The organism is Achromobacter agilis (assembly GCF_900496965.1).
Lineage (GTDB): Bacteria > Pseudomonadota > Gammaproteobacteria > Burkholderiales > Burkholderiaceae_B > Achromobacter > Achromobacter agilis.
Genome location: NZ_UFQB01000020.1, coordinates 66,678 through 90,196 on the forward strand (window position 1 = coordinate 66,678; position 23,519 = coordinate 90,196).

Sequence of the window (23,519 nt, forward strand, 5' to 3'; positions counted from 1 at the left end):
GTACAGGCCCTAGGAGGACGCCATGGCATCATTTCCCGCCGCCGCCGTCGCCCCTGGCGACGTGCTGCTAGAAGTCGACAACCTGCGCACTTACTTCGATACCGTGTCGGGCACCGTGCGTTCGGTGGACGGCGTTTCCTATCAGGTTCGGGCCGGCCGCACGCTGGGCATCGTGGGCGAATCCGGCTGTGGAAAAAGCGTCACCGCGCTGTCTATCCTGCGGCTGGTTCCCACGCCGCCCGGACGCTACGCCGGCGGCCAGATCCGCTATCGCGGCACGGACCTGCTGGGCCTGACCGAAAAGCAGATGCGCCAGATCCGGGGGAACCGGATATCGATGATCTTCCAGGAGCCGATGACGTCGCTGAATCCCGTGCTGACAGTAGGCCGCCAGATCGCCGAGACGGTCATGCTGCACCAGAAGCTGGGGCGCCGAGACGCCTACCGGCGCGCCGAGGAAATGCTGCGCCTGGTGCAGATCGCCGAGCCGGAACGGCGCGTGCATGAATATCCCTACCAGCTATCGGGCGGCATGCGGCAGCGCGTGATGATCGCGCTGGCCCTGGCGTGCAATCCCGAAGTGCTGATCGCCGACGAGCCCACCACCGCGCTGGACGTGACCATCCAGGCGCAGATCGTCGATCTGTTGCGCAGCCTGCAGAAGAGCCTGGGCATGGGCATTGTGTTGATCACCCATGACCTGGGTGTGGTCGCGGAATGCTGCGACCGTGTGGCGGTGATGTATGCCGGCCGCAAGGTCGAAGAAGCGCCGGTGACCGAGCTGTTCGACCGGCCTTCGCATCCGTACACGCGCGCGCTGATGGCCTCGATGCCCTCGATGAACGCGTCCACGCAGCGGCTGGCCGAGATTCCCGGGATGGTGCCCGCGCCCAGCGAGCTCGGCAAAGGCTGCAGCTTCGCGCCGCGCTGCGCCTTCGCCACCGAGCGCTGCCGCGTCGAGGCGCCGGCGCTGGCCGAGCATGGCGTCGACCATGTGGTGGCCTGCCACGAAGCGGCGCGCGTCGCCGCGCAACCCGGCCCCCACGCGGCGGCCACCGCGGCGTCCGACGCCGCCCTGACTGGAGCCCAAGCATGAGCGCCCGCAACGAGCCCGCCTCCGTCCCGGCCTCCACCCCCTTGCTGGACGTCCGCGACCTGAAGATGCATTACCCCGGCGCAGGCGGGTGGTTCAAGCCCCGCCGCAAGGTCATCCAGGCCGTGGACGGCGTGTCGTTCTCCGTGGCGAAGGGCGAAACCCTGGCGCTGGTGGGCGAGTCCGGCTGCGGCAAGACCACGACTGGCAAATCGGTACTGCGGCTGATCCAGCCGACCTCGGGATCGGTCCGCCTGGAAGGCGAAGAGATCCTGGCGCTGACGCCCGAGCAGATGCGCAGCCGCCGGCGCGACATGCAGATCATTTTCCAGGACCCGTACGCGTCGCTGAATCCGCGCATGACGGCGGGCGATATCGTCGGCGAGCCCTTGCAGAACTTTCCGGGCTCGGGCGGGCGATCCCGGCAGGACGAGATCGCCTGGCTATTCGGCAAGGTCGGCCTGCGTCCGGAGGCGATGAAAAAGTTTCCCCATGAATTCTCCGGCGGCCAGCGCCAGCGGCTGGGCATTGCGCGCGCGCTGGCCCTGCGGCCCAAGCTGATCGTTTGCGACGAGCCGGTATCCGCACTGGACGTGTCGGTGCAGGCGCAGGTGATCAACCTGCTGATGGACCTGCAGCAGGAGATGGGCATCGCGTACCTGTTCGTCGCGCATGACCTGGCGGTGGTGCGGCACATCAGCCACCGCGTCGCCGTGATGTATTTGGGCCGCATCGTCGAGATCGCCGACCGTGACACGCTGTTCTCGCGGCCCCTGCACCCCTATACCGAAATCCTGCTTTCGGCGGTTCCGGTGCCGGATCCGCACAAGCCTGCGCAGCGCAAGCTGCTGCAGGGCGATCCGCCCAGCCCGGCGAACCCGCCCAGCGGCTGCCGCTTCCACACGCGCTGCCCGCTGGCGCAGCCCGTCTGCAGGGAGAAGCAGCCGGCGCTGGCCGACCGGGCTACAGGTTCCGCCACCGGGCAGCACTGGGTGGCGTGCCACTTCCGATGAGCCGGCCGAGCCTGCTGGCGGGCCCGTTGCCGGGAGACCCGGTCTTCGGCCGGTCGATGGCCGAGTTGCAGGCGGCCATGGCGGCCGGAAGCCTGAGCGCCGAGGACCTGGTCCGCGGCTACCTGGCGCGGATCGCCGCCCATGATCAGTCGGGGCCGGCGCTCAATGCCGTGCTGGCCCTGAACGGGCGGGCGCTGGATGAGGCGGCCGCGCGGGATGCTCAGAGGAAGCGGGGCGCCGTGCTCGGCCCCTTGCACGGCATCCCCATCCTGTTCAAGGACAACATCGATACGGCTGGCATGCCGACGACGGCGGGTTCGCTCGCTCTGGCGCAACGCCGGCCGCCGCGCGACGCCGATGTCGTGCGGCGCCTGCGCGAGGCCGGCGCCATCGTGCTGGGCAAAACCACGCTGCATGAGCTGGCTTGCGGCATCACCAATGTGTCGTCATTGTCCGGCCGCACGCGCAATGCCTACGATGCCGAGCGCGTGCCCGGGGGCTCGAGCGGAGGCAGCGCCGTGGCGGTGGCCTCGAGCTTCGCCGCGGCGGCCATCGGCTCGGATACCAGCGGCTCGATCCGCATCCCGGCGGCCTTCAACCAGGTCTGGGGGCTCCGGCCCACGGCAGGACGGTGCAGCACCGCGGGGGTGGTGCCCCTGTCGCCAACGCTGGATACGGTCGGTCCCATGGCGCGCAGCCTCGTGGACCTCGCCGTGCTGTGGGCGGCCATGACGGGGCCGGCCGGCGCGGAAGAAAGCGCCCGCCGGGCAGGCGGCGCCTGGCGCGTCGGCACGCTCGATGCCTTGTTCGGAGCGGGGGATGCGGAGCGCGAGGTGTCCGGTCACGCACGGGCCGCGCTGGCGCGCTGGCAAGCGCACGGCGCACGGATCCAGCCGGCGGCGCTTGCCCTGGACGATGCGCAACTGGCCGCGGCGAACATCACGGGCTACGAGTTCCGCGATGCGCTGGCGCATTGCCTGCGCGATGCCGGGTTGCCGGTGCGCAGCCTGGCCGACATCCTGGAGGGCGCCCATCCGCACCCGGAAGTCGCGGCCCTATTGCGCGAGCGTGACGCGCTGCGCGATCCGGACGGCAGCGGGCGCGAGGCCGTGCTCGGACGCATGCAGGCAATCCGCGGCCAGGTGCTTGCCGCCCTGGAGCACGGCGCGCTGGACCTGCTGGCTTATCCCAGTGTGCGCGGTGCGCCGGTCTTGCTGGGCGAGCCGCAGCGCGGCGGCAACGGGCTGCTCGCGGCGGTGACCGGCCTGCCCGCCTTGAGCGTTCCCATCGGTTTTACGAACAGCGGCATTCCGGTAGGGCTGGAATTGCTGGGGCCAGCGGGCAGCGAGGAGCTGCTGTTGCGCGCCGCGCAGCGCTTCGAGTTGTGCGCGGCGGGTTGATCAATCAGCCGTGTTGGCGCCAAGCTGCGCATGCCAGCGGGCGGCCCACGCCAGCAGGGCGTGGTCTTCGTCAGGCCGCGCGACCCACTGCACGCCGACCGGCAAACCGATCTCCGTGCGTCCGGTCGGCAGGTGCAGCGCGGGCCAGCCCAGCAGCGACCAGACGCGATTGAAGACGGACGAGCCGGTGGATTGCAGGCCTTCGGGGGCGGGGCCGGGCGCGCTTGGCGTGATGATGAAATCGACATCACCGAAGCGCTGCAGCCATTCCCGGGAAAGCCGGTCGCGCGCGTGCTGCAGCCGCACGTAGTCGGCATGGGAAATTTCAAGGCCGCGCTTTACCGCAGCCCGCGATGCGGACGACATCAGGGCGGCCTGCGGGCTGAGCGCAAGTGGCAGCAGGCCGCGGGCGAGTTCGGCATGCATGGTCTGCGTGTGGATGTGTAGCAGGGTCTGCAGATCCGCGTCCGCATCGGGGGTGGCCACGCTTGCGCCATGCTCCCGCAGGCGCGCCGCGCAATCGTCCAGCGCCTGCCGCGAGGCGGTATCGAGCGGGCCGATCGCGCCGCAGGCCAGCAGGGCGACGCGCGGGGCGCGCGCCGGTTCGGCGTGCAGCCGTTCCTGCGGCAGCAGCACCGATGCCACCGCCCGCGACTGCTCCACCGTGCGGCTGAACCAGCCGATGGTATCCAGCGAATCGCACAGCACGCTCATGCCCTGCCGGTGGACACGGCCGAACGTGGGCTTGAAACCCACGACGCCGCAGAATGCGGCCGGCCGGATCATGGAGCCGCCCGTCTGCGTGCCTAGGGCGATATCGATCATGCCCGCCGCCACCGCCGCCGCCGAGCCGCTGGAGGAGCCGCCTGGGGTATGCGTGGCAAGAAGGGGATTGCGGGTGGGGCCGGGCGAGGCGTAGGCGAATTCCGCGGTGACGGTCTTGCCGATCGGGACCGCGCCCGCCGCGCGCAGCTGCGCCACGCAGGCGGCGTCCCACCGCGCCGGCTCGGGCGAGGTGGCGGGCGAGCCCGACCGCGTGGGCATGCCCGCGACATCGATCACGTCCTTGACCCCGATCCCCACGCCTGCCAGCGCGCCCTGCGCGGCGGAGAGCGGCGGGAAGTCCGCCGACTCGGGCAGCCATGCCCAGGCCTTGATGTCCGCGTCCCCGTCTTTGCTGCGGGTCCACGCTGCGCGCGCATCCAGCATTATTGGACCTTGATCTGTTTCTGTTGGATCAGCTGCGTCCAGCGCGCGCTTTCGCTGGCGATGAAGGCCTGGAACTGTTCGGGCGTGCCGCCCGCGACCTCGCCGCCCTGCGACTCGACGATCTCGCGGTACTGCCGGTCCTGTAGCGCGCGGTTGATGTGCTCATTCAAGATCTTGATCACTTCGGGCGGCGTGCCGGCGGGCGCAATGACGCCGAACCAGTTCGAGACCACCATGTCCGGCAAGCCAAGCTCCTTGAACGTGGGAACGCCGGGCAGCCCGGGAACGCGCTTGTCGGCGGCCACAGCCAGCATCCTGATGCGGGGCGCCGGGCCCGTCGCGTGCGGCAGGAACAGGCTGGGCAGTTCGATGTAGAAGTCCACGTTGCCGGCGATCAGGTCGTTGACCGCGGGCGCCCCGCCCCGGTACGGCACGTGGGTGGCGTTCATGCCGGCCTGTTCCTTGAATAGCTCGGTGCTCAGGTGCGAGGCGCTGCCCGCTCCGGTGGAGGCGTAGTTCAGCTTTTCGGGGTTGCGCTTGGCGTCTTCGATCAGCGCGGCGGGGTTCGCATAGGGCGACTTGTCGTTCACGCCCAGCGCCATGGGGCCTCGCTCGATGAGCGCGACCGGCGCCAGATCGCGCGCCGGGTCGAAAGGCATGGTGTACAGGGCCTTGTTGACGGCGAGCGGCGCGAAGTTGCCGAGGCCGATGGTATAGCCATCGGCCTTGGCGGTGGCGATCTGGCCGGTGCCGATGTTGCCGCTCGCGCCTGGCTTGTTGTCCACCACGACCGGAACGCCCAGCGAATCGCTCAGCTTCTGCGCCAGTTGGCGCGAGCGCGTATCGGAACTGCCGCCCGCCGCGTACGGCACGATGAACTTGATCGCTTGCGCGGGATAGGCGGTTTGCGCGGAGGCGCCGGCCGAGGCCAGGGACAGCCCGACGGCGAAGGCGCCGGCCAGCAGTCTGATTGTTGCGGTAGTCATGGGCATTGCATTCCCCCTGTTAGGCAGGGGAATCCATCCCCGGCGTTGATTGTCAGCGCATAGTAGGAAAGACCCTATTAGGTTGTCTAATACCTTATTATCCCGTTATTGATTCAATGGAAAAATAAATGCTGCTCGACAGCCGATTGCTCCAGGTATTTGCCGTGGTCGCCGAAGAACTGCATTTCGGCCGCGCCGCGCAGCGCCTGCACCTGAGCCAGCCGCCATTGAGCCAGAGCGTGCGCAAGCTGGAAGAGGAACTGGGCGTGCAATTGCTGGAGCGCACTACGCGCACCGTTCGCCTGACGTCCGCGGGCGCCGAACTGCAGCGCCGCATCCGCCGGATGGCGGCCGAGCACGAGGCGACCATCCGCCACGTACGGCAGGCAGCCAGCGGCGACGCCGGCCAGTTGACGATCGGCTTGACGCCCAGCGCGGCATACTCGAACGTGCCGCAGGCCCTGTTCGCATTTCGCCAGCGCTATCCCGGGGTCATGCTGGACCTGCAGGAGATGAACTCGAGCGAGATGCCGGACGCGCTGCACAAGCGCAGGCTGGATCTGGCCCTGCTGCGGCCGCCGTTCGCGGACGCCGATCTGGCGCCGGTGCCGTTGTATTCCGAACCGATGGTGCTGGCCTTGCGGGCCGACCATCCGTTGGCGGTAAAGCGCTGGGTGACGATGGCGCAGGTGCTGGCTCTGCCGCTGGTGGGCTATGCGCGGGACCGCTCGCGCTATTTCAGCCAGGTGTTGCGGCAGATGATCGAGGCGGCGGGAAAGCCCGCCAACATCGTGCAGGAAAGCATGATCCCGACGATCCTGACCTTGGTCGAAGCGGGCTTCGGCGCAGCGGTGGTGCCGGCCTCGCTGGCGCGGATGCGCATGGATATCCTGGCCTATGTCGGCATCCGCGGGCCGGGCGCGTTCCGGGCGGAGCTGGCCGCCGCGCGCCATCCCGACAACCCCAATCCGTCGATAGACGCGTTCGTGGCGATCATGCGGGAGTTTTCCGACAGGTCTGGCGGGGAACGGCGCGGCCGGCAGGAAGCCTGGCGCGCGCCGCCCCGGCCAAGTCCTGTCAGTCCCAGGCGGCGGCCAGGCCTTCCGGGCTGACTTCGCGGCCGTTGCGTTCCAGCGCCGCGATTTGGGCCATGTCGTCGTCCGTCAGGCGCAGTTGCTGCGCGAGCAGATTGCTGGCCAGGTTTTCGCGCTTGGTCGACGACGGGATCACCGCATAGCCCAGCTGGAGCGCCCATGCCAGCGTCACCTGCGCGGGCGTCGCATTGTGGCGCTGCGCGATCTGGCCGATGACCGGGTCCTTCAGCACCTTGCCGTAGGCCAGCGTCATGTACGAGGTGACCTGGATGCCCTGCTCCTTCAGGAACGCGGTGAGCTTGGCGTTCTGCAGATAGGGGCTGAGCTCGATCTGGTTGGTCGCGATCTGGTCCTTGCCCACCGCGGCGATGGCGGCCTGGGTCTCGGCAATGGGGAAGTTGGATATGCCGATCTGGCGGGTTAGGCCTTGCGCCTTGGCGTCGGCCAGTGCCGTCATGTATTCATCGACCGACACGCCATTGCCCGGAGCGGGCCAGTGGATCAGGGTGAGGTCGACGTAGTCGGTGCGCAGCTTGGCCAGGCTGTCCTTCAGGCTGGGGACGAGCTTGCCGCGGCCATAATTGGGGACCCAGATCTTGGTCGTGACGAACAGGTCTTCGCGGGCCACGCCGGACTCGGCGATGGCCTGGCCGACCTCGGCTTCGTTCTCATAGATCTGCGCCGTGTCGATGGCGCGGTAACCGACGTCCAGCGCGTTGCGCACGGAATCGATAACGACCTGGCCCTGCAGGCGGAAAGTGCCGACACCGAAAGCGGGAATGCTCATGTAAACCTCCTGGTGGTTCGTGTGGTCAGGCGGAGGTGCCTGGGAATGCGCTCAGTGTGCCCGTCTAATACTTGCTAAAAAAGTCCGATATAAGCGAAATACTTTTGATATAAATGCAAATATGAAGACGACGCTCGACGAAATGCAGGTCTTTATCGCCGTCGTGGACAGCGGTTCCATTACCGCTGCCGCGGACGTGCTGGGCCAGACCATCTCCGCCTCCAGCCGCACCATGAGCCGGCTGGAGGAAAAACTGCAGACCACGCTGATGCGCCGGACCACCCGCCGGCTGGCGCTGACCGAGGAAGGCCGGGCGTACCTGGAGCAGGCCCGCAAGATCGTTGCCGCGGTAGAAGAGACCGAGGAACTGATGAGCCTGCGCCGCAACCAGCCGGCCGGGCTGCTGCGGGTGGATGCGGCGTCGCCGTTCATGCTGCACGTTGTCGTTCCGCTGGTGCCGGGCTATTGCAGCCGGTATCCGCAGGTGGAGCTGGAGCTCAACAGCAATGAGGGCAATATCGACCTGCTGGAGCGGCGCACGGACCTGGCCATCCGAATCGGGCGCTTGAAGGACTCATCGCTGCACGCGGTGCCGCTGGGCAGCAGCAAGCTGCGCGTGCTGGCCAGCCCCGCCTATCTCAACAAGCACGGCATGCCCAAGAGCGTGGCGGACCTGGCCTCGCATACCCTGCTGGGCTTCAGCCAGCTGGAGTCGCTGAACGAATGGCCGTTGCTGGACGCTTCCGGCCAGCCGCTGCATGTTGCGCCCGCGGTGCGTTCGTTCAACGGGGAAACCCTGAGGCAGCTGGCGCTGAACGGCGCGGGCATCGTCTGCCTGTCCGATTTCATGACGCGCGCAGACCGCGAGACGGGCGCCTTGCAGCAGCTTTTCGCCAAGCAGACGCTGGAGGTCAGGCAGCCGATCAACGCGGTGTATTACCGCAATACGGCGGTCTCTTCCCGCATCAAATCCTTTATCGACTACATGACCGGGGCACTGGGGCCGCGCGGGTTCGAATAGCGGGGGTTCGTCGCATGCGCAATCTGGATTTCACTTCCTGGCAGGGCCTGCTGTCGACATTGCTGGGGCTGGCATTGATCACCCTGATCGGTGTCGGCATCCGCCTGCTGGTCATGCAGACGATCCAGCAGCGCCGCGCCCGCGAGAACCGGCAGATCAATGAACGCCTGCGCACGCTGATCGCGGCCTACAAGACGCTGGGCGGGTCGTTCACGGGCAATCTGGCGGTAGACCCCCGGCATCTGCGAGACTTGCGGCGCGAGGAGGAAAGCGCCGCGGAAGGCGGGCCGCTCGTGGCGCTGCGGCCCAGCGGCGACCGCGCGCGCCGCATGCGCGACGCGACCGAAGCCGCCCTGTCCGACGTCATTCTGCTGGGTACCGAGGAACAGGTGCGGATGGCGGCCAGCGCGGCATCGGACCTGGTGGCCGGACGCCCCGTGCATACCGCCGAGCTGGTGGTGTCCTTGCGTGAATTCATCCGCCGGGTGCTGGATCTGGAGCCCGTCCCCGCGCAACTGGCCATTCCCAGGCAAGGCCCTGCTAGGCCGTCCTCTGCGGGGCGCGGCAAAGGCGACGGGGGCGCCAAGCCAGGCGCGGGCGGCGGCCAGGGCGGTGGAACCGGCGGAGGGGGCGGCGGCCTGATGATGGGCCTGAACCTGGACCGGGACCCGGACCGCCATTCGTAGGCCGGCCGGCGCGCGGGCCTTGCGGCGCCACGGCCGGTTTTACCGGCCCGGCATCACGGACGGCCGACGGATTCGTACACCAGCGTTGCCAGCGTCAGGTCTTCCAGCGCGCTGCCCACCGCCTTGAACACAGTGATTTCCTGGTCGTCGCGGCGGCCTTGCCGTTGCCCGCCGGCAAGCTGGTGCAGGTTGCCGCGGATGTCTTCCTGCGTGAGCACGCCAGCGTCGAAGGCCGACAACAGGTCGCCGGACTTGGTGGGCGCCTCGTCGGTATCCACATAGACCGAGGTACCGTCGAAGCAGGCTGTGTCGGTTTCGCGCATTTCGGGCTTGAAGCTGCCGATCAGGTCCAGGTGCACGCCCGGACGCAGCCAGGCGCCCTGGATCAGTGGAACGGTGGACAGCGTGGCGCAGCTGATGATGTCAGCCTGGCGCGCCGCGCCTTCCAGGTTTTCAGTGGCCTGGGCGTCGAAACCCTGTTCGCGCAACTGTTCCGCCAGCCGTTCGGCACCGGCCGCGCGGACGTTCCAGACCAGCACGCGCTGGATGGGCCGCACGACGCGCATGGCCTGGGCGACCAGCCCGGCGATGCGGCCGGATCCCACGATCAGCAGGGTGCTGGCGTTGGCGCGGGCCAGATAGTCCGCACCCAGCGCGGCCGCGCCCGCCGTGCGGTAGACCGTGACGATGTCGCCGTCCACCTGGGCGATCGGCACGCCGGTTGTGGCGCTGTACAGGTTGTACGTGGCGTGCAGGCCCGGCAGGCCCTGGTGGGTGTTCTCGGGAAAGATGTTGATGATCTTCACGCCGAAATAGCCGCGGTCGTTCCAGGCCGGCATGATCAGCGAGGTGCCGTGGGCATTGCCCGACTGGATGGCGTGGACATGGCGCGGCGGCACCGTGGCCCCGTCGCGGAAAGCATCGCGCAAGGCGGGAATGACGGCGTCGAAGGACAGGGCGCCGCGGGTCTGTTCGGTATCGATGAAGTGCATGGGATCCGGATCGGTCGGTCTGAGGGCTAGGGCAGTCTAGCAGCGCGGCCGGCGCGGCGCGCTGGGAGGGGTCGGGGGCGGCCCCCGCGGTCTATCAATCTTTGCGCAGGCGTCATAACACCCCGTTATCGGGTACGCATTCCGAGCGCTGCTTGAGTTCTGAATAGTCCTTTTCTTTCAAATGCTTGCGTGGTTTGCAGCATGGGGCTGCCAAATCGCTCCGTAGTGGATTTCCCTGGGTCCACGGCGCCAGATGGCGCTGGCATCCTTCGACCACCGTAGCGCCTGGACGCACAGACAAGAGGTTGTTTCATGCCGAGTTCAGTTCTCCCCGCCATAGGACGGCCCTTGCCGGCTTGGCCTGCCCGCGGACAGCGCCGTGCGACCGGAGCGGGCTGCGCATGATCCGGCAACTTCTCAACCGCCTTACGATCTCGCTGCCCGTCCTGTTGGGTGTGGTGGTCGTGTGCTTCGTGCTGTTGCAGGTGGCGCCCGCGGATCCCGCGGCGGTGATCGCCGGTCCGACGGCGACGGCCGACGAGCTGGCGCAGGTACGCCAAGAGCTGGGCCTGGACAAACCGATGGCCTATCAGCTGTCGTTGTACATGTGGCGCCTGCTGCACCTGGACCTGGGCCGGTCAATGATCTCCAATGTGCCGGTGATCGACGAGATCGGCGGCACCATAGGCGCAACCGTGGAGTTGATGCTGGCAAGCGTGGCCTGGTCGATTCCGCTGGCAATCCTGCTGGGCACGCTGGCCGCCTATCGACGCGGCAAACTGATTGACCGCTTCGTGATGACGCTCTCCGTCGTGGGCGTGTCGCTGCCGGTGTTCTGGGTGGGACTGCTGTTGGTGCAGCACGTCGGGGGCGCGGGAATCCTGCCCTATATCGGGCGCAATGGCCCGATATGGACACTCGCCGGGCTGGAGTCCATCGCATTGCCCGCGCTTACGCTGGGTTCGGTGCTGATCGGTCCCGTGGCGCGCATTACCCGGACCGCCGTGATCGAAACGCTCAGTGGCGACTACGTGCGCACGGCGCGTGCCAAGGGTGCGGGCGAGCGCCGCGTGGTGATGCGCCATGCCCTGCGCAACGCGCTCCTGCCTATCGTGACGCTTGTGGGCCTGCAGGTGGGGAACCTGCTTGGAGGCGCCGTGGTCACCGAGCAGATCTATTCCTGGCCGGGCGTAGGCCGCATGGCCGTAGGCGCGATCTTCGCCGGCGACTTCCCGCTTGCCCAGGGTGCGATCCTGGTGACCGCCCTGGGTTTCATCGTCATCAATCTGATCGTGGATCTGCTCTACGGCTATCTGGATCCGCGAGGGAACAAATCATGAGCGCAGGAACGACCTCTTCCCTGAGCGGCCTGCCGCCCCAGGCCATGGCCACGCCGCTCTCGCGCATCGCGTCTCGCCTGCGCCGGGACCCTATCCTGCTGCTGTCGCTACTGGCTGTGATCGCCATCGTGCTGATCGCGGTGTTCGCGCCCTGGCTCGCGCCTCACGATCCCTACTCGACCAACATGTCCATCGCCCGCAAACTGCCGGGCTGGACTTCGGCGGATGGGGTGAGCTATCTGCTCGGCACTGATGTGCAAGGCCGGGACATCCTGTCGCGCATTATCTATGGCATCCGCGCCACGCTAATGCTGAGCGTGCTGGCTGTGATCGGCGGGTCGGGCATTGGCGCGGCCTTGGGCATCCTGGCCGCGTACTATCGTCCGCTGGAAGGCGTGATCATGCGCGTCGTGGACGTGCTGCTGTCATTCCCCGCCATTCTCTTCGGCCTGAGTCTGTCGGCCCTGCTGGGTCCCGGTACCTTGAGCATGGTGTTGGCGCTGGGCGTGTCCGCCATTCCGGGCATGGCGCGTATCGCGCGCGGTTCGGCCATGGTCGTCATGAAGCAGGAATACATGGAAGCGGGCCACGCCATGGGTTTCGGCAATTTCTATCTCATTACGCGCTACCTGCTGCCCAACTGCTCGTCGATGTTGATGATCTACGCCACGTTGCAGCTTGGCCACACGATTCTGCTGGGTTCCGTGCTGTCGTTCCTCGGGCTCGGCCCGCAGCCGCCGTTCGCGGAGCTGGGCAGCATGGCCGCCGACGGCCGCAAATTCCTGCAGATATTCCCGCACATCTCGACCATTCCCACGATGACGATCTTCTTCATCGTGCTGGCGTTCAATCTGCTGGGCGACAGCCTGCGCGACGCGCTGGATCCAAAGCTGCGGTTCTGAACCGCAACGAGCCTGACCACACAACAGACCAACTCGGGGAACCAAAACCATGAAGATCACAAAGGGCCTGGCCCTTGCGCCGTTCGCGTTGACCTGCCTGCTGGCCATGCCGGCGCCCGCGCTCGCGCAGTCCGGCACGACTGTCCTGATCCTGCGGGAGCTGGATACCGACAAGTACGACCCCCATCGCACCACAGCGCGCGGCGCGGCCGAAGTGCTGTTCATGGCTGCCGACACCATGGTGGGCCTGGACTACGACATGAAGACGCCGGTTCCCGCGCTGGCCAAGAGCTGGACCGTCTCGCCGGACGGCCTTACCTACACGTTCAGCCTGCGCGACGACGTGACGTTCTGCAGCGGCCGGAAAATGACGGCCAAGGATGTGGTGGCCAGCTACGAGCGCTGGTTGAACCCCGAAACCAAGGGGCTGGAACGCTGGCGCGCGGGGCCGGTCGACACCATCACGGCGCCCGACGACGTGACCGTGGTCTACAAGCTGAAGAAGCCTTACAACGAGCTGCTTCAGCAAATGGCCCACTACATGCATTCGGTCATCAATATCGATCAGGTCAAAGAGCTGGGCCAGGACTACGGCGTCAAGGCTTTTGACGGCACCGGGCCGTATTGCTTTCAGAGCTGGTCTCCGCGCAACGAGGTCGTGCTGACCAAGCATACCGGATACAACTGGGGCCCGGCCATCTACAAGGATCCGACACCCAAGGTGGACAGGATCGTCTGGAAAATCGTTCCTGAGGAGAGCACCCGCCTGACGGCTCTGCAGAGCGGCCAGGCCGACCTTTCGCGCTACCTGCCGCAATGGGCCGTCAAGGATCTGAAGGCCGACAAGCGCCTGTTCGTCAGCAAGGCGGATCCGTTCTACTGGACGTTCTTCCTGGGGTTCAAGATCGACAAGCCCATGTTGACGGACGTGAATGTACGCCGCGCCATCAACCTGGCCATCAACCGCAAGGCGCTGACCGAGGCCATTACCTTTGGCGAGGCCGTGCCGGCGACGGGCATGCTGGCCACCAGCACTCCCTCAGGCAAGAACGAAGCCTACCGCTACGATCCGGCCGCGGCCAATAAGCTGCTGGATGAGGCCGGTTGGAAGAAACAGTCCGATGGCTACCGCTATAAGGACGGCCAGAAATTGTCCCTGTTGCACTATGGCATTACGGGCTACTGGAAAGACATCATGGAGGCCGTGCAGGGCGACATGAAGAAAGTAGGCGTCGACCTGCGGGTGCAACTGTTCGACTCGACCTCGGCTTGGGGCAAGCTGGCCACGCAGGAATTCGACGAATTCAGCATGAGCTTCGGCTACATGAGCACGGGAGAAGCGCTCAATAGCTACTTCCTTTCCAACAGCATTCCCACGCCGAACCGCATGAACTGGAAGGATGCGGAGACCGATCGCTGGCTGGCCGAAGGCAGCGAGGCGCTGAACGCCAAGGACGGCGATGCCATCCTGTCCAAGGCGCTGACCAAGATATCCGATGGCGCCGCGTGGATCCCGCTGTACCACGACTCCCTGTATCTGGTGGGCGGTCCGCGCATGAAACCGATGCGTGCGCATGGCGTTTTCGGAGCCGCGGCCTACAAGGGCCTGGACATCGAGTTCAAGTAAACAGAGCTCGGCGGCGCGGCAAAGACCGCGCCGCCGCTTTTCCATTTCAGCTGCACAGAGAGTCTCCCGTGAGCGATACCAATCAAGCCCGTATCACCCATATCCAGAATCTCGCCACCCTGGTGGCGTGGGACGCGGAGTTGGGTTCGCACGTCTATATCGAAAACGCCGACCTGGTGATGCGCGGCAACACCGTCATCCACGCCGGGACCGGCTACTCGGGCCCGGCCGATGTCGTTGTGGCTGGCAGCGGCCTGATGGCGATGCCGGGCTTGGTCAATATCCATACTCATCCGTCCTCCGAACCGGGCAACCGCGGCCTGCTTGAAGAGCTGGGCAGCGATAAGCTGGGACAGAGCTCCCTGTACGAATACATGCCCGTGTTTCGCATGGGCATCGAAACCGCGCAGTACGCCAATCAGGTGGCGGTGGCCGAAATGCTGCTGAGTGGCGTGACCACTTACGTGGATATGTCGTTGCCTCGCCCGGGCTGGGCGGACGTGGTTGCCGCCACCGGCATTCGCGGTGTGCTGGGCCCTATGTTCCGTTCCGCCGCCTGGCGGACTCCCGATGGCCATTCAGTAGAGTACGCCTGGGACGAGGCCGCGGCAGTCAAATCCTTCGAAGCCGCACTGGCCGTCGTCGACAGTGCCGTCAATCATCCTAGCGGCCGCCTGGGCGCGATGTTGTGCCCGTCGCAGGTGGATACCTGTTCGTCTGAACTGCTCAAGCAGGCGCAGGCCGCCGCCCGCCGCCTGGGTATCCCGATGCAGATCCATGCGGCGCAGAGCGTGGTGGAGTTCTCGGAGATGACACGCCGCCATGGACGCACGCCGATCGAATGGCTGGATGATCAGGAATTGCTGGATGGCGATCTGATCATCGGCCACGGCATCTTTCTGAACGATCATCGAACGCTGTACTGGCCGCATGCGGACGACTTCGGCCTGCTGCAGCGCTCGGGCGCGCATGTGGCGCATTGTCCCACCGTCTTCGCCCGCCGCGGCATTGCGCTCAGTTTCCTGGGGCGCTATTTGCGGGCGGGGATCAACGTCGGCATCGGCACGGACACTTTCCCGCACAACATGCTCGATGAAATGCGGCTGGCCTGCTACGTGGCCCGTCTGCAGGCCGGCCATTTCCGCGCGGCCTCCACTGAGGAGGTGTTCAACGCCGCCACGGTAAATGGCGCCCGGATGCTGGGTCGTGAGGATATCGGCCGTATTACCGTAGGCGGCAAAGCCGATTTTTCGCTTGTCGATCTGTCGCACCCTTACATGCGGCCCGGCCGCGAGCCGTTGCGCAGCCTGATCTATTCGGCGGGCGACCGCGCCATCCGTGATGTCTACGTGGATGGAGAGCAGGTCGTGCAGAACGGCAAACTGCTGACCATCGATCTCGAAGAGGCCATGCAGCAAGTGGAGCGCGCCCAGGCGCAGACGATTGCGACCGTGTCGCAGCGCGACTATGCCGGCCGTGGCATCGACGCGATGTCGCCGCGTGTCTTTCCCTGCCGCGCCTGACGGAGAATTCCCATGAGCGAGACCTTACTGGCGGTTGAAGGCCTGAGCGTAGAGTTCGGTTCGCGAGCACAGCCGTACCGCGCCGTGAAATCGCTGGACTTCACCATCGGGCGTGGGGAAACGGTGGCGCTGGTGGGCGAGTCCGGCTCGGGAAAGTCGGTCACGGCGCTTTCCATTCTGCGTTTGATCGAGCGCGCCGGCGGGCGCATCGCCGCGGGCGTGGCCCGCTTCGTGCCGCGAGACGGCCGGGAGGTGGATCTGTTTGGACTGGAGGAATCCGCCCTGCGTCGCATTCGCGGCAATGAGATCTCGATGATCTTCCAGGAGCCGATGACGTCGCTGAATCCCGTGATGACCGTGGGCGACCAGCTGGCCGAGGTCTATCTGTTGCATCAGGACATCTCGCGCGAGCAAGCCTGGACCCGCGCCCAAGCTATGCTGGCGGCGGTGAAAATGTCGGAACCTGAGCGCCGTATGACGCAATATCCGGGCGATTTGTCCGGCGGCATGCGCCAGCGTGTGATGATTGCAATGGCCCTGGCTTGCCGGCCGCAGCTGCTTATCGCCGACGAGCCGACGACAGCGCTGGACGTAACGGTACAGGCCGAGATCATCGATCTGATCCGCGATCTGCAGCGCGAAGTGGGTATGGCGGTTCTGTTCATTACGCACGACATGGGCGTAGTGGCCGAGATCGCGGACCGCGTGGTGGTCATGCGGCATGGCGACAAAGTGGAAGAGAATCCGACCGTCGAGCTCTTCGGCGCGCCGGGGCAGCCTTACACGCGAGATCTGCTGGCCGCGGTGCCCAAGTTGGGTGACGGCTCGCCGGACGAAGCTGCCGTGCAAGGCCGTCCGACCGTGCTAGAGGTTTCGGGCTTGGCAAAGCGATTTCCAGTGAAAGCAGGCGCGTTCGGCAAAGTAGTGGCCAATGTGCATGCGGTAGAGGGCGTTTCCTTCGATTTGCGGGCAGGCGAGACGCTGGCTCTGGTGGGCGAGTCCGGATCGGGAAAGTCGACCACGGGCCGCCTGCTGATGAAGCTGGTGGCGCCCACGGAAGGGTCGATCCGCCTCGCCGGCCAGGATGTCACGCATATGTCGCCCGACCAGATGCGCGAAATGCGGCGCCATATCCAGATGATTTTCCAGGATCCCTACGCTTCGCTGAATCCGAGGCTGCACGCCTGGGATCTCGTCAGCGAGCCGCTGAAGGTGCACGGCGGCTTCACCCGCGAACAGCGCCGGGAGCGAGCTGCGCAGCTACTGGAGCGTGTCAACCTGCCACGAGAGTTCCTGGATCGCTACGCACACCAGTTCTCCGGTGGTCAGCGCCAGCGTCTGTGCATCGCGCGCGCGCTGAGCGTGAATCCCAAGATCATCGTGGCCGACGAACCGGTGTCGGCGTTGGACGTGTCGGTGCAGGCGCGGGTGATCGAACTGATGAAGGAGTTGCAGACCGAGATGGGGCTGTCCTACCTGTTCATCTCGCACGATATGGCGGTCGTGGAGAAGGTCAGCCACCGCGTGGCGGTCATGTACATGGGCCAGATCGTCGAGATCGGGCCGACGCAGGAAGTACTGCATCGGCCGCGCCATGCATATACACAGCGCCTACTTTCAGCGGTCCCCGTCCCCGACCCGGCGCGCCGCCACCAGCGCACGGTGAGAGCGGCGCGCGAGATTCCCAGCCCCATCCGCAAAGTGGGCGACAACCCGCAAGTGGCGCAGTTGGTGCAGGTGGCCGCCGGCCACTACGTGCAGCAGGCGGCCTGACGCCCCGGGTGGAGGCTGCGCGGTTCAAAAACGGCCGAAGACCCGTCCCGCAGCCATCGCCACGGCGGCCTGCGTGGGCTCCACCACCGGCAGCCTGCAGGTCTCCTGGAGCCGGTCGCGCAGGTCCGCCATGCCGGCGCATCCCATGATCAGCACGTCGGCGCCGTGCGTGTCGCGCAAAGCCGTTCCCACTGCCGCCATGCGTTGGAACGCCAGTTCGGCGTCGGCCAGTTCGCTCACCTTCATGTCCAGCGCCAGTTCGCCGCAGATGCGATCGGCTACGCCTATTGCCCGGAAGTAGCGCAAGTGGCGGGGGACGGCTGCGCTTGCGATGGCGATCGCGCCTATGCGCGTGGCCATGCTCATCGCAGTCAGCACCGAGCATTCGCCGATGCCCAGCATGGGCACCCTTATCAGGTCGCGCAGCCCGTGCAGACCCGGATCGCTGAAGCAGGCCACGATGAAGGCATCAGTGGTGGCTGCCTCCTGCTGAATCAGTGAGGCCATGGGCGCGATGCTGGCATCGGCTTCGGCCTGGGTCTGGATGCCGGCGGGGCCGCCGGTCGAGGTCAGGCAACGGAATTCCAGCGGCAAGCGGCGGAAAGGTTCGACCGCGCGGTCGATCGCCTCAGTGACCCTGGCCAGGGAGTTCGGGTTGACAAGGGTTATGCGAGGGTTGGACATGATTGAGTAGAATTCCTGCAAAAGAGGCGGGTTGGCGCCATGCGCGTCCCGCCCGGATCAATAGGGAAGAAAGCAGCATGTCGGAATTACCCGGAAAGGTCCGGTCTGGACCGCTTAACCTGCGGCAGATCGAGGTGTTCCACGCCATTATGATCACGGGCTCGCTCAGCGCGGCCGGGCGGCTGTTGCATGTGACGCAGCCCGCCATCAGCCGGGTGCTGGCGTCGATAGAGCTGCGTCTGGGCTACGCGCTGTTCGAGCGCTTCAAGGGCAGACTGCATCCCACTAAGGAGGCACGCAAGCTCTTCCAGGAGGTGGAGTCCATTCAGGCGGGGGTCAATCGCCTGAATGACATGGCCGCCGGTCTTGCGGGGCATGGCGGCGGCCTGGTGAGCGTAGTGTCCAGCCCCAGTTTCGGGGAATGGCTGATTCCGGCGGCCACAGCGAAGTTCTGCGCCCGCAACCCTGGCGTGCGCATCCGCTATCGGCCTCTGGGCATGGATGCGCTGCTGCCGCAGTTGCTGCTCGGCCATGCGGACATCGCGATTTCCACCTTCAAGCCCGAGCATCCCAACCTGATCACCAGCGAACTGGCGCAAGGCGAGATCGTCTGCGTGCTGCCCGTCGGCCATCGTCTGGCGCGCGAAAGCGTGATCGAGCCGGCGATGCTGGCGGGCGAAATGTTGGTGGGCTATGGACGCGACACCCCGCTGGGCGAGACCTTGTGTGATTATCTGGGTCCGCTGGGCCAGGCCTTCGTTCCGGCAATCGAGGTGCGCTCGTCCCAGACGGCGTGTTCGTTCGTGCGGCAAGGTGTCGGCGTGGCCCTGGTGGACTCCTATGGGCTTACGGACGCCTTGATGCACGGCCTGGTGGTACGCCGGATCGAACCGGCGATCTCGCTTTCGGTGCATGTTTCCCATTCCCGAATCGAACCTCCGCCTTCCATCGCCAAGGCGTTCCTGGCCCAGTTTTCCCAGATCGTGAAGAAAGAATTACCTGCGATGACGCAGGCGATCGTCAAGCGGGCCTAGCCGACTTCGGGCACGGGCAGCGGCTCGCCCGCGCCCGTGCGCTCGACGATCAAGCGGTAGTGGTGCGGGCTGCGATGCTTTGCGAAATTGAAGACGTGATCGCGGAACGTCTGGCCCATGCCGAGGTCGATGCTTGCGGTGATCACTTCGTCCTCTTCGCCGCTTGCGCGCGCCACGATCTCGCCCGACGGCGCGACGATCATCGAGCTGCCGATCATGTGGTGGCCGTCTTCGTGGCCGCACTTGGCGGCGGCGCCGACCCACACCGCGTTCTGGTAGGCGCTGGCTTGCAGCACGATTTCGTGCGTCGTGGTGCGCAGGTGCGCGGGTTCGTTCCAGTGGATATTCAGGGACGGCGTGTTGTAGCCCAGCACGATAAGTTCGGCGCTTTGCAGCGACATCACACGGTACGTTTCGGGCCAGCGGCGGTCATTGCACAGGCACATACCGATCTTGACGTCGTTGGTTTCCCAGACGCCGAAGCCCAGATCGCCCACTTCGAAGAACTTCTTTTCCAGGTGCTGGAACGGCGCGCTGACCTTGTGGTCGGAATGGCCGGGCAGGTGGATCTTGCGGTACTTGCCGATAATCTTCGCGTTGCGGTCGACCAGGATGGCCGTGTTGAACTGGCGGCCCTCCGGCGTCAGCTCGGCATAGCCCAGGTAGAAACCGATGCCGAGCTCGCGCGCGGTGTCGAACAGCGGCTGCACGTCGGCATTGGGCATGCTTTTCTCGAAGTAGCGTTCCACCGCCTCGGCGTCTTCCATCCAGTAGCGCGGAAAGAACGTCGTCAGCGCCAGCTCGGGAAAGACGACGAACTCCGCCTTGCGGGCGGCGGCCTCGCGCATCATTTCGACCAGGCGGCGGACGACCGCCGCGCGCGTGTCGGCGAGATTGACGGCGCCCATCTGGGCGACTGCCAGGCCCATTTTGCGGGAGGAAGTTGTGTTGCTCACGATGTAAATCTCCAGATGCGCTTATCGCTGTGGATTGGGTGCCATGAGCCGGTCTAGGGCTCGATCACGGCCGGGAAAATCTTGCGCAGCAAGGCGGCGCGCGGACTGATTTCGCGCGTTTTCTGCAGCGGGGCGGGCAGCCCGCGAGCAATGAAGCGGCCGCGGCCGCGTTCGGCATGCAGCGCGCCGTCGTCGATGATGACCTCGCCGCGGCTGATGACGGTCGTGGGCCATCCAGTGATCTCGAGGCCCTCGTACGGCGTGTAGCCGACCGCGTCGTGCAGATCGGCGGCGCGCAGGGTCACGGCTTTCTCCGGATCCCAGACCGCGATGTCGGCATCGGCGCCGACGGACAGCGTGCCTTTCTTCGGATGCAGGCCGTACATGCGGGCGTGGTTGGTCGAGGTCAGAGCGACGAATTGCTGCAGGCTCAGGCGGCCCGTGCGCACGCCTTCGGAGAACAGCAGCGGCATGCGTACCTCCAGGCCCGGCAGGCCGTTGGCGATCTGCTTGAATGTCGTTGCGTCGCCGGCCGGAAGTTTGCCGGATTCGTCATAACGGTACGGCGCATGATCGGACGACAGCAGCGCCAGCGTGCCGCTGTTCAGGCTTTGCCACAGGGCCTGTTGCGATGCCGGGTCGCGAGGGGGTGGGCTGCAGCAGAACTTGGCGCCTTCGACGCCCGGGATGTCGATGTCTTCGGCCGTGAGCAGCAGATAATGGGGGCAGGTTTCACCGTACACGGGCGCGCCCAGGGTCTGAGCGGCATGGATGGCCTGCGCGCCTCCCTGGGTCGAAACGTGCACGATCAGCACTGGTACTTCCAGAACGGCCGCAAGGCTGATGGCGCGTTGCGTGGCTTCGCTTTCCGCGATGGGATCGTGGCTGACAGCGTGGTACTTGGGAGCGGTGTGGCCGGCCGCCAGCAGGTGGCGCGCGATCCAGCTGATTACGTCATTGTTTTCGGCGTGAACCATCGGCAATGCGCCTTCGCGGGCAGCGATGGCGAATACATCCAGCAACTGCCTGTCGTCCAGTTTCAGCTTGTCGTAGGTCATGAAGACCTTGAACGAGGTAATGCCGGCGCGGATCAATTCCGGAAGATCGCGGTTCAAGGTCTCGGGCGTGGGATCCGAGATGATCAGGTGATAGCTGTAGTCGATGACGGACTTCTCGGCGGCAGAGGCTGCGTAGGCGTCGGCCACCTGGCGCAGGGACTGGCCGCGGTGCTGCGCGGCGAAGGGCACGATGGTGGTATTGCCGCCGTAGGCCGCGGAGATCGACGCGCTGTGCCAGTCGTCGGCACACAGCACGCCCATGCTGGAGAGCTGTTCCACATGGCAATGGCTGTCGATTCCGCCCGGCATCGCCAGCCGGCCGGTTGCGTCAATGGCGCGCCGGCCTGCCGGAAGCGTTGTGGAAATCGCGGTAATCACACCGTCCGCAATGCCGATGTCGCCGATGAAGTCGGCCTCGGCCGTTACGATGCGGCCATTGTGCAGGGTCAGATCGAAGTCTGTCATGGAAAGTCCGAACGCATGAAGAAGCGCGCCGCGGCGCGCATCGCGGCACGCCCGGCAGAAGACGCAAGCATGCATGCGTACGGGGAAATCCGAAACCACGGCGCGGCCCGGCGCCGCACCGCGGAAGCACGACCGGACTTTTTACTAAGGCACTGATTCGATGGACTATTTGAAAGAACGCGGCAGCCCTGTCTAGCGCCACGCATAACGCTGGAGCATGGGGGCTATGCAAAGTTTTATATCGGGTTTCCCCGCGCTGCTACGGCTCAGAGCGCCTTGAAGGTCTTGAGATGGATGCTGGTTTCGGTGGCCGAGATGCCCTTGAGCGTGCGCAGGCGGTCGAGTACTTCGGATAGCTGATCGATGGTCGGAACGCGCAGCTCGGCCAGCAGGTCCCAGCGGCCATTGGTGTCGTGCAGGCCGGCCACGCTGGGCTCGCCCATCAGCAGGTTCACGATCTTGCGCGTTTCGTGGCCTTCCACGGCGATGCTCATCCACGCGACGATGTCCTCGGTCTCCACGTCCGGGCGCAGCCGTACCGTGTAGCCGAGGATGAGGCCCCGCTCTTCCAGTTTCTGGATGCGGTTGTCGATGGTGCCGCGCGAGACGTCCAGTTTTTTCGCCAGCGTGGCGACGGACGTGCGGGCATTGGCGCGCAATAGGCCGAGCAGGTTCTGATCGAGCGTGTCCATTGTGAAAAGTGCTATTTTTCGCTATCAGAATGGCAGGATCTTAGCGTTTTGTGTGGATTGTTGTCACTAGGAATTGGTTTGCCCATCCCCCAGAATTTCTGTTCCATAACTCGGGGAGAACCAAATGACGACGCTGCTTTCCACTTCCGACGTCGCGAAGATCGTGGCCTTGCAAGGCCCGGAACAGGTCTTTTCCAGCCTGCTGGACTATGTGCTGTCGGACTTTCTTCGATGGCAGGAATTCGACAAGAGCGCGCGGGTGGCCAGCCATTCCGCGACCGGGGTGATCGAGCTGATGCCCACCGCCGACAGCGAGTTCTACAGCTTCAAATATGTGAACGGGCATCCCGGCAATCCGCAAGCCGGCCTGTCTACCGTGATGGCGTTCGGCGCGCTGGCGCGGGTCGCCACGGGAGAGCCGCTGTTGATCAGCGAGCTGACGCTCACCACTGCGCTGCGCACGGCCGTGACATCCGCGCTGGCGGCGCGCGCGCTGGCAAGGCCCGGCTCGCGCAAGATGGCCCTGATCGGCAACGGCGCGCAGAGCGAGTTCCAGGCGCTCGCCTTCCACTACATCCTGGGCATTGATACGCTGCACGTCTATGACGTGGACGCAGGCGCCACACGCAAGCTTGAAAGCAATCTGGCATCGGTGCCCGGCTTGCGCGTGGTGCGCTTCGACAGTACGGCCGCGGCCGTCAAGGGCACGGACATCGTCACCACGGTGACGGCGGACAAGGCCTACGCCACCATCCTGACGCCCGACATGGTCGAGCCCGGCATGCACATCAATGCCGTGGGCGGGGATTGCCCGGGCAAGACCGAGCTGCATGCCGACGTGCTGCGCGCGGGCCCGGTGTTCGTGGAGTACGAGCCGCAGACGCGCATCGAGGGCGACCTGCAGCAGATGCCGGCCGATTTCGCCGTGACGGAATTGTGGCGGGTGCTGACGGGCCAGGGTAGCGGCCGCCAGCGTGCCGACGACGTGACCATTTTCGATTCCGTGGGCTTCGCGCTGGAGGACTTCTCCGCGCTGCGCTGGCTGCGCGACGCCGCCATGCGGCACGGTATCGGCACCCGTATCGAAGTGGCGCCGCGGATGGCGGATCCGAAGAACTTGTTTGGCGCCGTGTCTGCGGCCCGGGCCGCCCAGCCCGTCCTCGCCCGCGGCTAGCACGCCGGCT

The 23,519-nt window shown here is 65.9% G+C and carries 21 protein-coding genes; 13 read left to right on the top strand and 8 right to left on the bottom strand.

From position 1 onward, the window contains the following. The first annotated feature begins 22 nt into the window (after positions 1–22). Genes AGI3411_RS21260 through AGI3411_RS21270 form a run of 3 tightly spaced genes read left to right on the top strand, consistent with a single transcriptional unit; the run spans position 23 to position 3,506 of the window. A complete protein-coding gene (locus AGI3411_RS21260) occupies positions 23–1,096 on the top strand; it encodes an ABC transporter ATP-binding protein (RefSeq protein ID WP_129529316.1) in 1,074 nt (357 codons plus the stop codon). Beyond that, a complete protein-coding gene (locus tag AGI3411_RS21265; RefSeq protein ID WP_129529317.1) occupies positions 1,093–2,106 on the top strand; it encodes an ABC transporter ATP-binding protein in 1,014 nt (337 codons plus the stop codon). The genes AGI3411_RS21260 and AGI3411_RS21265 overlap by 4 nt, the downstream gene beginning before the upstream one ends. Then, the gene (locus AGI3411_RS21270) at positions 2,103–3,506 is read left to right on the top strand and encodes an amidase (protein WP_129529318.1); all 1,404 of its coding nucleotides are present in this window, start codon (positions 2,103–2,105) and stop codon (positions 3,504–3,506) included. The genes AGI3411_RS21265 and AGI3411_RS21270 overlap by 4 nt, the downstream gene beginning before the upstream one ends. Here the strand turns inward: AGI3411_RS21270 and AGI3411_RS21275 are convergent, their stop codons facing one another. After that, positions 3,507–4,715, bottom strand: coding sequence for an amidase (locus AGI3411_RS21275; protein ID WP_129529319.1), 1,209 nt, complete (start codon positions 4,713–4,715; stop codon positions 3,507–3,509). Continuing rightward, positions 4,715–5,701: a Bug family tripartite tricarboxylate transporter substrate binding protein gene (locus AGI3411_RS21280; protein ID WP_129529320.1), complete on the bottom strand. Its 987-nt coding sequence runs from the start codon at positions 5,699–5,701 to the stop codon at positions 4,715–4,717. The genes AGI3411_RS21275 and AGI3411_RS21280 overlap by 1 nt, the downstream gene beginning before the upstream one ends. A 128-nt stretch (positions 5,702–5,829) precedes the next feature. On the opposite strand from AGI3411_RS21280, the gene AGI3411_RS21285 reads away from it, so the two are divergent. Beyond that, positions 5,830–6,813, top strand: a complete 984-nt coding sequence (locus AGI3411_RS21285; protein ID WP_244240418.1) for a LysR family transcriptional regulator — start codon at positions 5,830–5,832, stop codon at positions 6,811–6,813. Here the strand turns inward: AGI3411_RS21285 and dkgB are convergent. Next, positions 6,779–7,582, bottom strand: coding sequence for a 2,5-didehydrogluconate reductase DkgB (gene dkgB, locus AGI3411_RS21290; RefSeq protein ID WP_129529321.1), 804 nt, complete (start codon positions 7,580–7,582; stop codon positions 6,779–6,781). The genes AGI3411_RS21285 and dkgB overlap by 35 nt on opposite strands. A 121-nt stretch (positions 7,583–7,703) precedes the next feature. On the opposite strand from dkgB, the gene AGI3411_RS21295 reads away from it, so the two are divergent. Together AGI3411_RS21295 and AGI3411_RS21300 are read left to right on the top strand one after the other, a co-directional pair. Next, on the top strand, positions 7,704–8,603 hold the full coding sequence (locus AGI3411_RS21295) for a LysR family transcriptional regulator (RefSeq protein ID WP_129529322.1): 900 nt from the start codon (positions 7,704–7,706) through the stop codon (positions 8,601–8,603). A gap of 14 nt (positions 8,604–8,617) precedes the next feature. Continuing rightward, positions 8,618–9,289, top strand: a complete 672-nt coding sequence (locus AGI3411_RS21300; protein ID WP_129529323.1) for a hypothetical protein — start codon at positions 8,618–8,620, stop codon at positions 9,287–9,289. A 53-nt stretch (positions 9,290–9,342) separates the two neighbouring features. On the opposite strand, the gene lhpI is transcribed toward AGI3411_RS21300, so the two are convergent. After that, entirely contained in the window at positions 9,343–10,281 is a 939-nt protein-coding gene (lhpI, locus tag AGI3411_RS21305; RefSeq protein WP_129529324.1) for a bifunctional Delta(1)-pyrroline-2-carboxylate/Delta(1)-piperideine-2-carboxylate reductase, read from the bottom strand. A 401-nt stretch (positions 10,282–10,682) separates the two neighbouring features. Here lhpI and AGI3411_RS21310 point away from each other — a divergent pair, with 401 nt between their 5' ends. The 5 genes from AGI3411_RS21310 to AGI3411_RS21330 all read left to right on the top strand — a co-directional run bounded on the left by AGI3411_RS21310 (position 10,683) and on the right by AGI3411_RS21330 (position 17,446). Beyond that, positions 10,683–11,621 (top strand): ABC transporter permease, encoded by a 939-nt coding sequence (locus AGI3411_RS21310; RefSeq protein ID WP_129529325.1) that lies wholly within the window; start codon positions 10,683–10,685, stop codon positions 11,619–11,621. Then, on the top strand, positions 11,618–12,523 hold the full coding sequence (locus tag AGI3411_RS21315) for an ABC transporter permease (RefSeq protein ID WP_244240419.1): 906 nt from the start codon (positions 11,618–11,620) through the stop codon (positions 12,521–12,523). The genes AGI3411_RS21310 and AGI3411_RS21315 overlap by 4 nt, the downstream gene beginning before the upstream one ends. Before the next feature lie 49 nt (positions 12,524–12,572). Next, entirely contained in the window at positions 12,573–14,150 is a 1,578-nt protein-coding gene (locus AGI3411_RS21320) for an ABC transporter substrate-binding protein (protein WP_129529326.1), read from the top strand. 68 nt (positions 14,151–14,218) lie between these two features. After that, positions 14,219–15,673, top strand: coding sequence for an amidohydrolase family protein (locus AGI3411_RS21325; protein WP_129529327.1), 1,455 nt, complete (start codon positions 14,219–14,221; stop codon positions 15,671–15,673). A gap of 12 nt (positions 15,674–15,685) precedes the next feature. Then, a complete protein-coding gene (locus AGI3411_RS21330) occupies positions 15,686–17,446 on the top strand; it encodes an ABC transporter ATP-binding protein (protein ID WP_129529328.1) in 1,761 nt (586 codons plus the stop codon). Positions 17,447–17,470: 24 nt separating this feature from the next. Here AGI3411_RS21330 and AGI3411_RS21335 read toward each other — a convergent pair whose 3' ends face one another. Further along, positions 17,471–18,130: an aspartate/glutamate racemase family protein gene (locus AGI3411_RS21335; RefSeq protein WP_129529329.1), complete on the bottom strand. Its 660-nt coding sequence runs from the start codon at positions 18,128–18,130 to the stop codon at positions 17,471–17,473. A 77-nt stretch (positions 18,131–18,207) separates the two neighbouring features. Between AGI3411_RS21335 and AGI3411_RS21340 the strand changes: the two genes are divergently transcribed. Beyond that, a complete protein-coding gene (locus AGI3411_RS21340) occupies positions 18,208–19,164 on the top strand; it encodes a LysR family transcriptional regulator (protein WP_129529330.1) in 957 nt (318 codons plus the stop codon). Here the strand turns inward: AGI3411_RS21340 and AGI3411_RS21345 are convergent. The 3 genes from AGI3411_RS21345 to AGI3411_RS21355 form a co-directional block, all read right to left on the bottom strand. After that, a complete protein-coding gene (locus tag AGI3411_RS21345) occupies positions 19,161–20,093 on the bottom strand; it encodes an N-carbamoyl-D-amino-acid hydrolase (protein ID WP_129529374.1) in 933 nt (310 codons plus the stop codon). The genes AGI3411_RS21340 and AGI3411_RS21345 overlap by 4 nt on opposite strands. 80 nt (positions 20,094–20,173) lie before the next feature. Next, complete coding sequence (gene hydA / locus AGI3411_RS21350; protein ID WP_129529331.1) at positions 20,174–21,643, bottom strand: dihydropyrimidinase; 1,470 nt, start codon at positions 21,641–21,643, stop codon at positions 20,174–20,176. A 266-nt stretch (positions 21,644–21,909) separates the two neighbouring features. Then, complete coding sequence (locus AGI3411_RS21355) at positions 21,910–22,335, bottom strand: Lrp/AsnC family transcriptional regulator (protein WP_129529332.1); 426 nt, start codon at positions 22,333–22,335, stop codon at positions 21,910–21,912. A 124-nt stretch (positions 22,336–22,459) separates the two neighbouring features. On the opposite strand from AGI3411_RS21355, the gene AGI3411_RS21360 reads away from it, so the two are divergent. Further along, positions 22,460–23,509: an ornithine cyclodeaminase gene (locus AGI3411_RS21360; RefSeq protein ID WP_129529333.1), complete on the top strand. Its 1,050-nt coding sequence runs from the start codon at positions 22,460–22,462 to the stop codon at positions 23,507–23,509. Positions 23,510–23,519: the final 10 nt, after the last annotated feature.

Coding starts and splice junctions, on each gene's coding strand:
- AGI3411_RS21260 (WP_129529316.1), top strand. CDS start 23: ATGGCATCATTTCCCGCCGCCGCCGTCGCCCCTGGCGACGTGCTGCTA.
- AGI3411_RS21265 (WP_129529317.1), top strand. CDS start 1,093: ATGAGCGCCCGCAACGAGCCCGCCTCCGTCCCGGCCTCCACCCCCTTG.
- AGI3411_RS21270 (WP_129529318.1), top strand. CDS start 2,103: ATGAGCCGGCCGAGCCTGCTGGCGGGCCCGTTGCCGGGAGACCCGGTC.
- AGI3411_RS21275 (WP_129529319.1), bottom strand. CDS start 4,715: ATGCTGGATGCGCGCGCAGCGTGGACCCGCAGCAAAGACGGGGACGCG.
- AGI3411_RS21280 (WP_129529320.1), bottom strand. CDS start 5,701: ATGACTACCGCAACAATCAGACTGCTGGCCGGCGCCTTCGCCGTCGGG.
- AGI3411_RS21285 (WP_244240418.1), top strand. CDS start 5,830: ATGCTGCTCGACAGCCGATTGCTCCAGGTATTTGCCGTGGTCGCCGAA.
- dkgB (WP_129529321.1), bottom strand. CDS start 7,582: ATGAGCATTCCCGCTTTCGGTGTCGGCACTTTCCGCCTGCAGGGCCAG.
- AGI3411_RS21295 (WP_129529322.1), top strand. CDS start 7,704: ATGAAGACGACGCTCGACGAAATGCAGGTCTTTATCGCCGTCGTGGAC.
- AGI3411_RS21300 (WP_129529323.1), top strand. CDS start 8,618: ATGCGCAATCTGGATTTCACTTCCTGGCAGGGCCTGCTGTCGACATTG.
- lhpI (WP_129529324.1), bottom strand. CDS start 10,281: ATGCACTTCATCGATACCGAACAGACCCGCGGCGCCCTGTCCTTCGAC.
- AGI3411_RS21310 (WP_129529325.1), top strand. CDS start 10,683: ATGATCCGGCAACTTCTCAACCGCCTTACGATCTCGCTGCCCGTCCTG.
- AGI3411_RS21315 (WP_244240419.1), top strand. CDS start 11,618: ATGAGCGCAGGAACGACCTCTTCCCTGAGCGGCCTGCCGCCCCAGGCC.
- AGI3411_RS21320 (WP_129529326.1), top strand. CDS start 12,573: ATGAAGATCACAAAGGGCCTGGCCCTTGCGCCGTTCGCGTTGACCTGC.
- AGI3411_RS21330 (WP_129529328.1), top strand. CDS start 15,686: ATGAGCGAGACCTTACTGGCGGTTGAAGGCCTGAGCGTAGAGTTCGGT.
- AGI3411_RS21335 (WP_129529329.1), bottom strand. CDS start 18,130: ATGTCCAACCCTCGCATAACCCTTGTCAACCCGAACTCCCTGGCCAGG.
- AGI3411_RS21340 (WP_129529330.1), top strand. CDS start 18,208: ATGTCGGAATTACCCGGAAAGGTCCGGTCTGGACCGCTTAACCTGCGG.
- AGI3411_RS21345 (WP_129529374.1), bottom strand. CDS start 20,093: ATGGGCCTGGCAGTCGCCCAGATGGGCGCCGTCAATCTCGCCGACACG.
- hydA (WP_129529331.1), bottom strand. CDS start 21,643: ATGACAGACTTCGATCTGACCCTGCACAATGGCCGCATCGTAACGGCC.
- AGI3411_RS21355 (WP_129529332.1), bottom strand. CDS start 22,335: ATGGACACGCTCGATCAGAACCTGCTCGGCCTATTGCGCGCCAATGCC.
- AGI3411_RS21360 (WP_129529333.1), top strand. CDS start 22,460: ATGACGACGCTGCTTTCCACTTCCGACGTCGCGAAGATCGTGGCCTTG.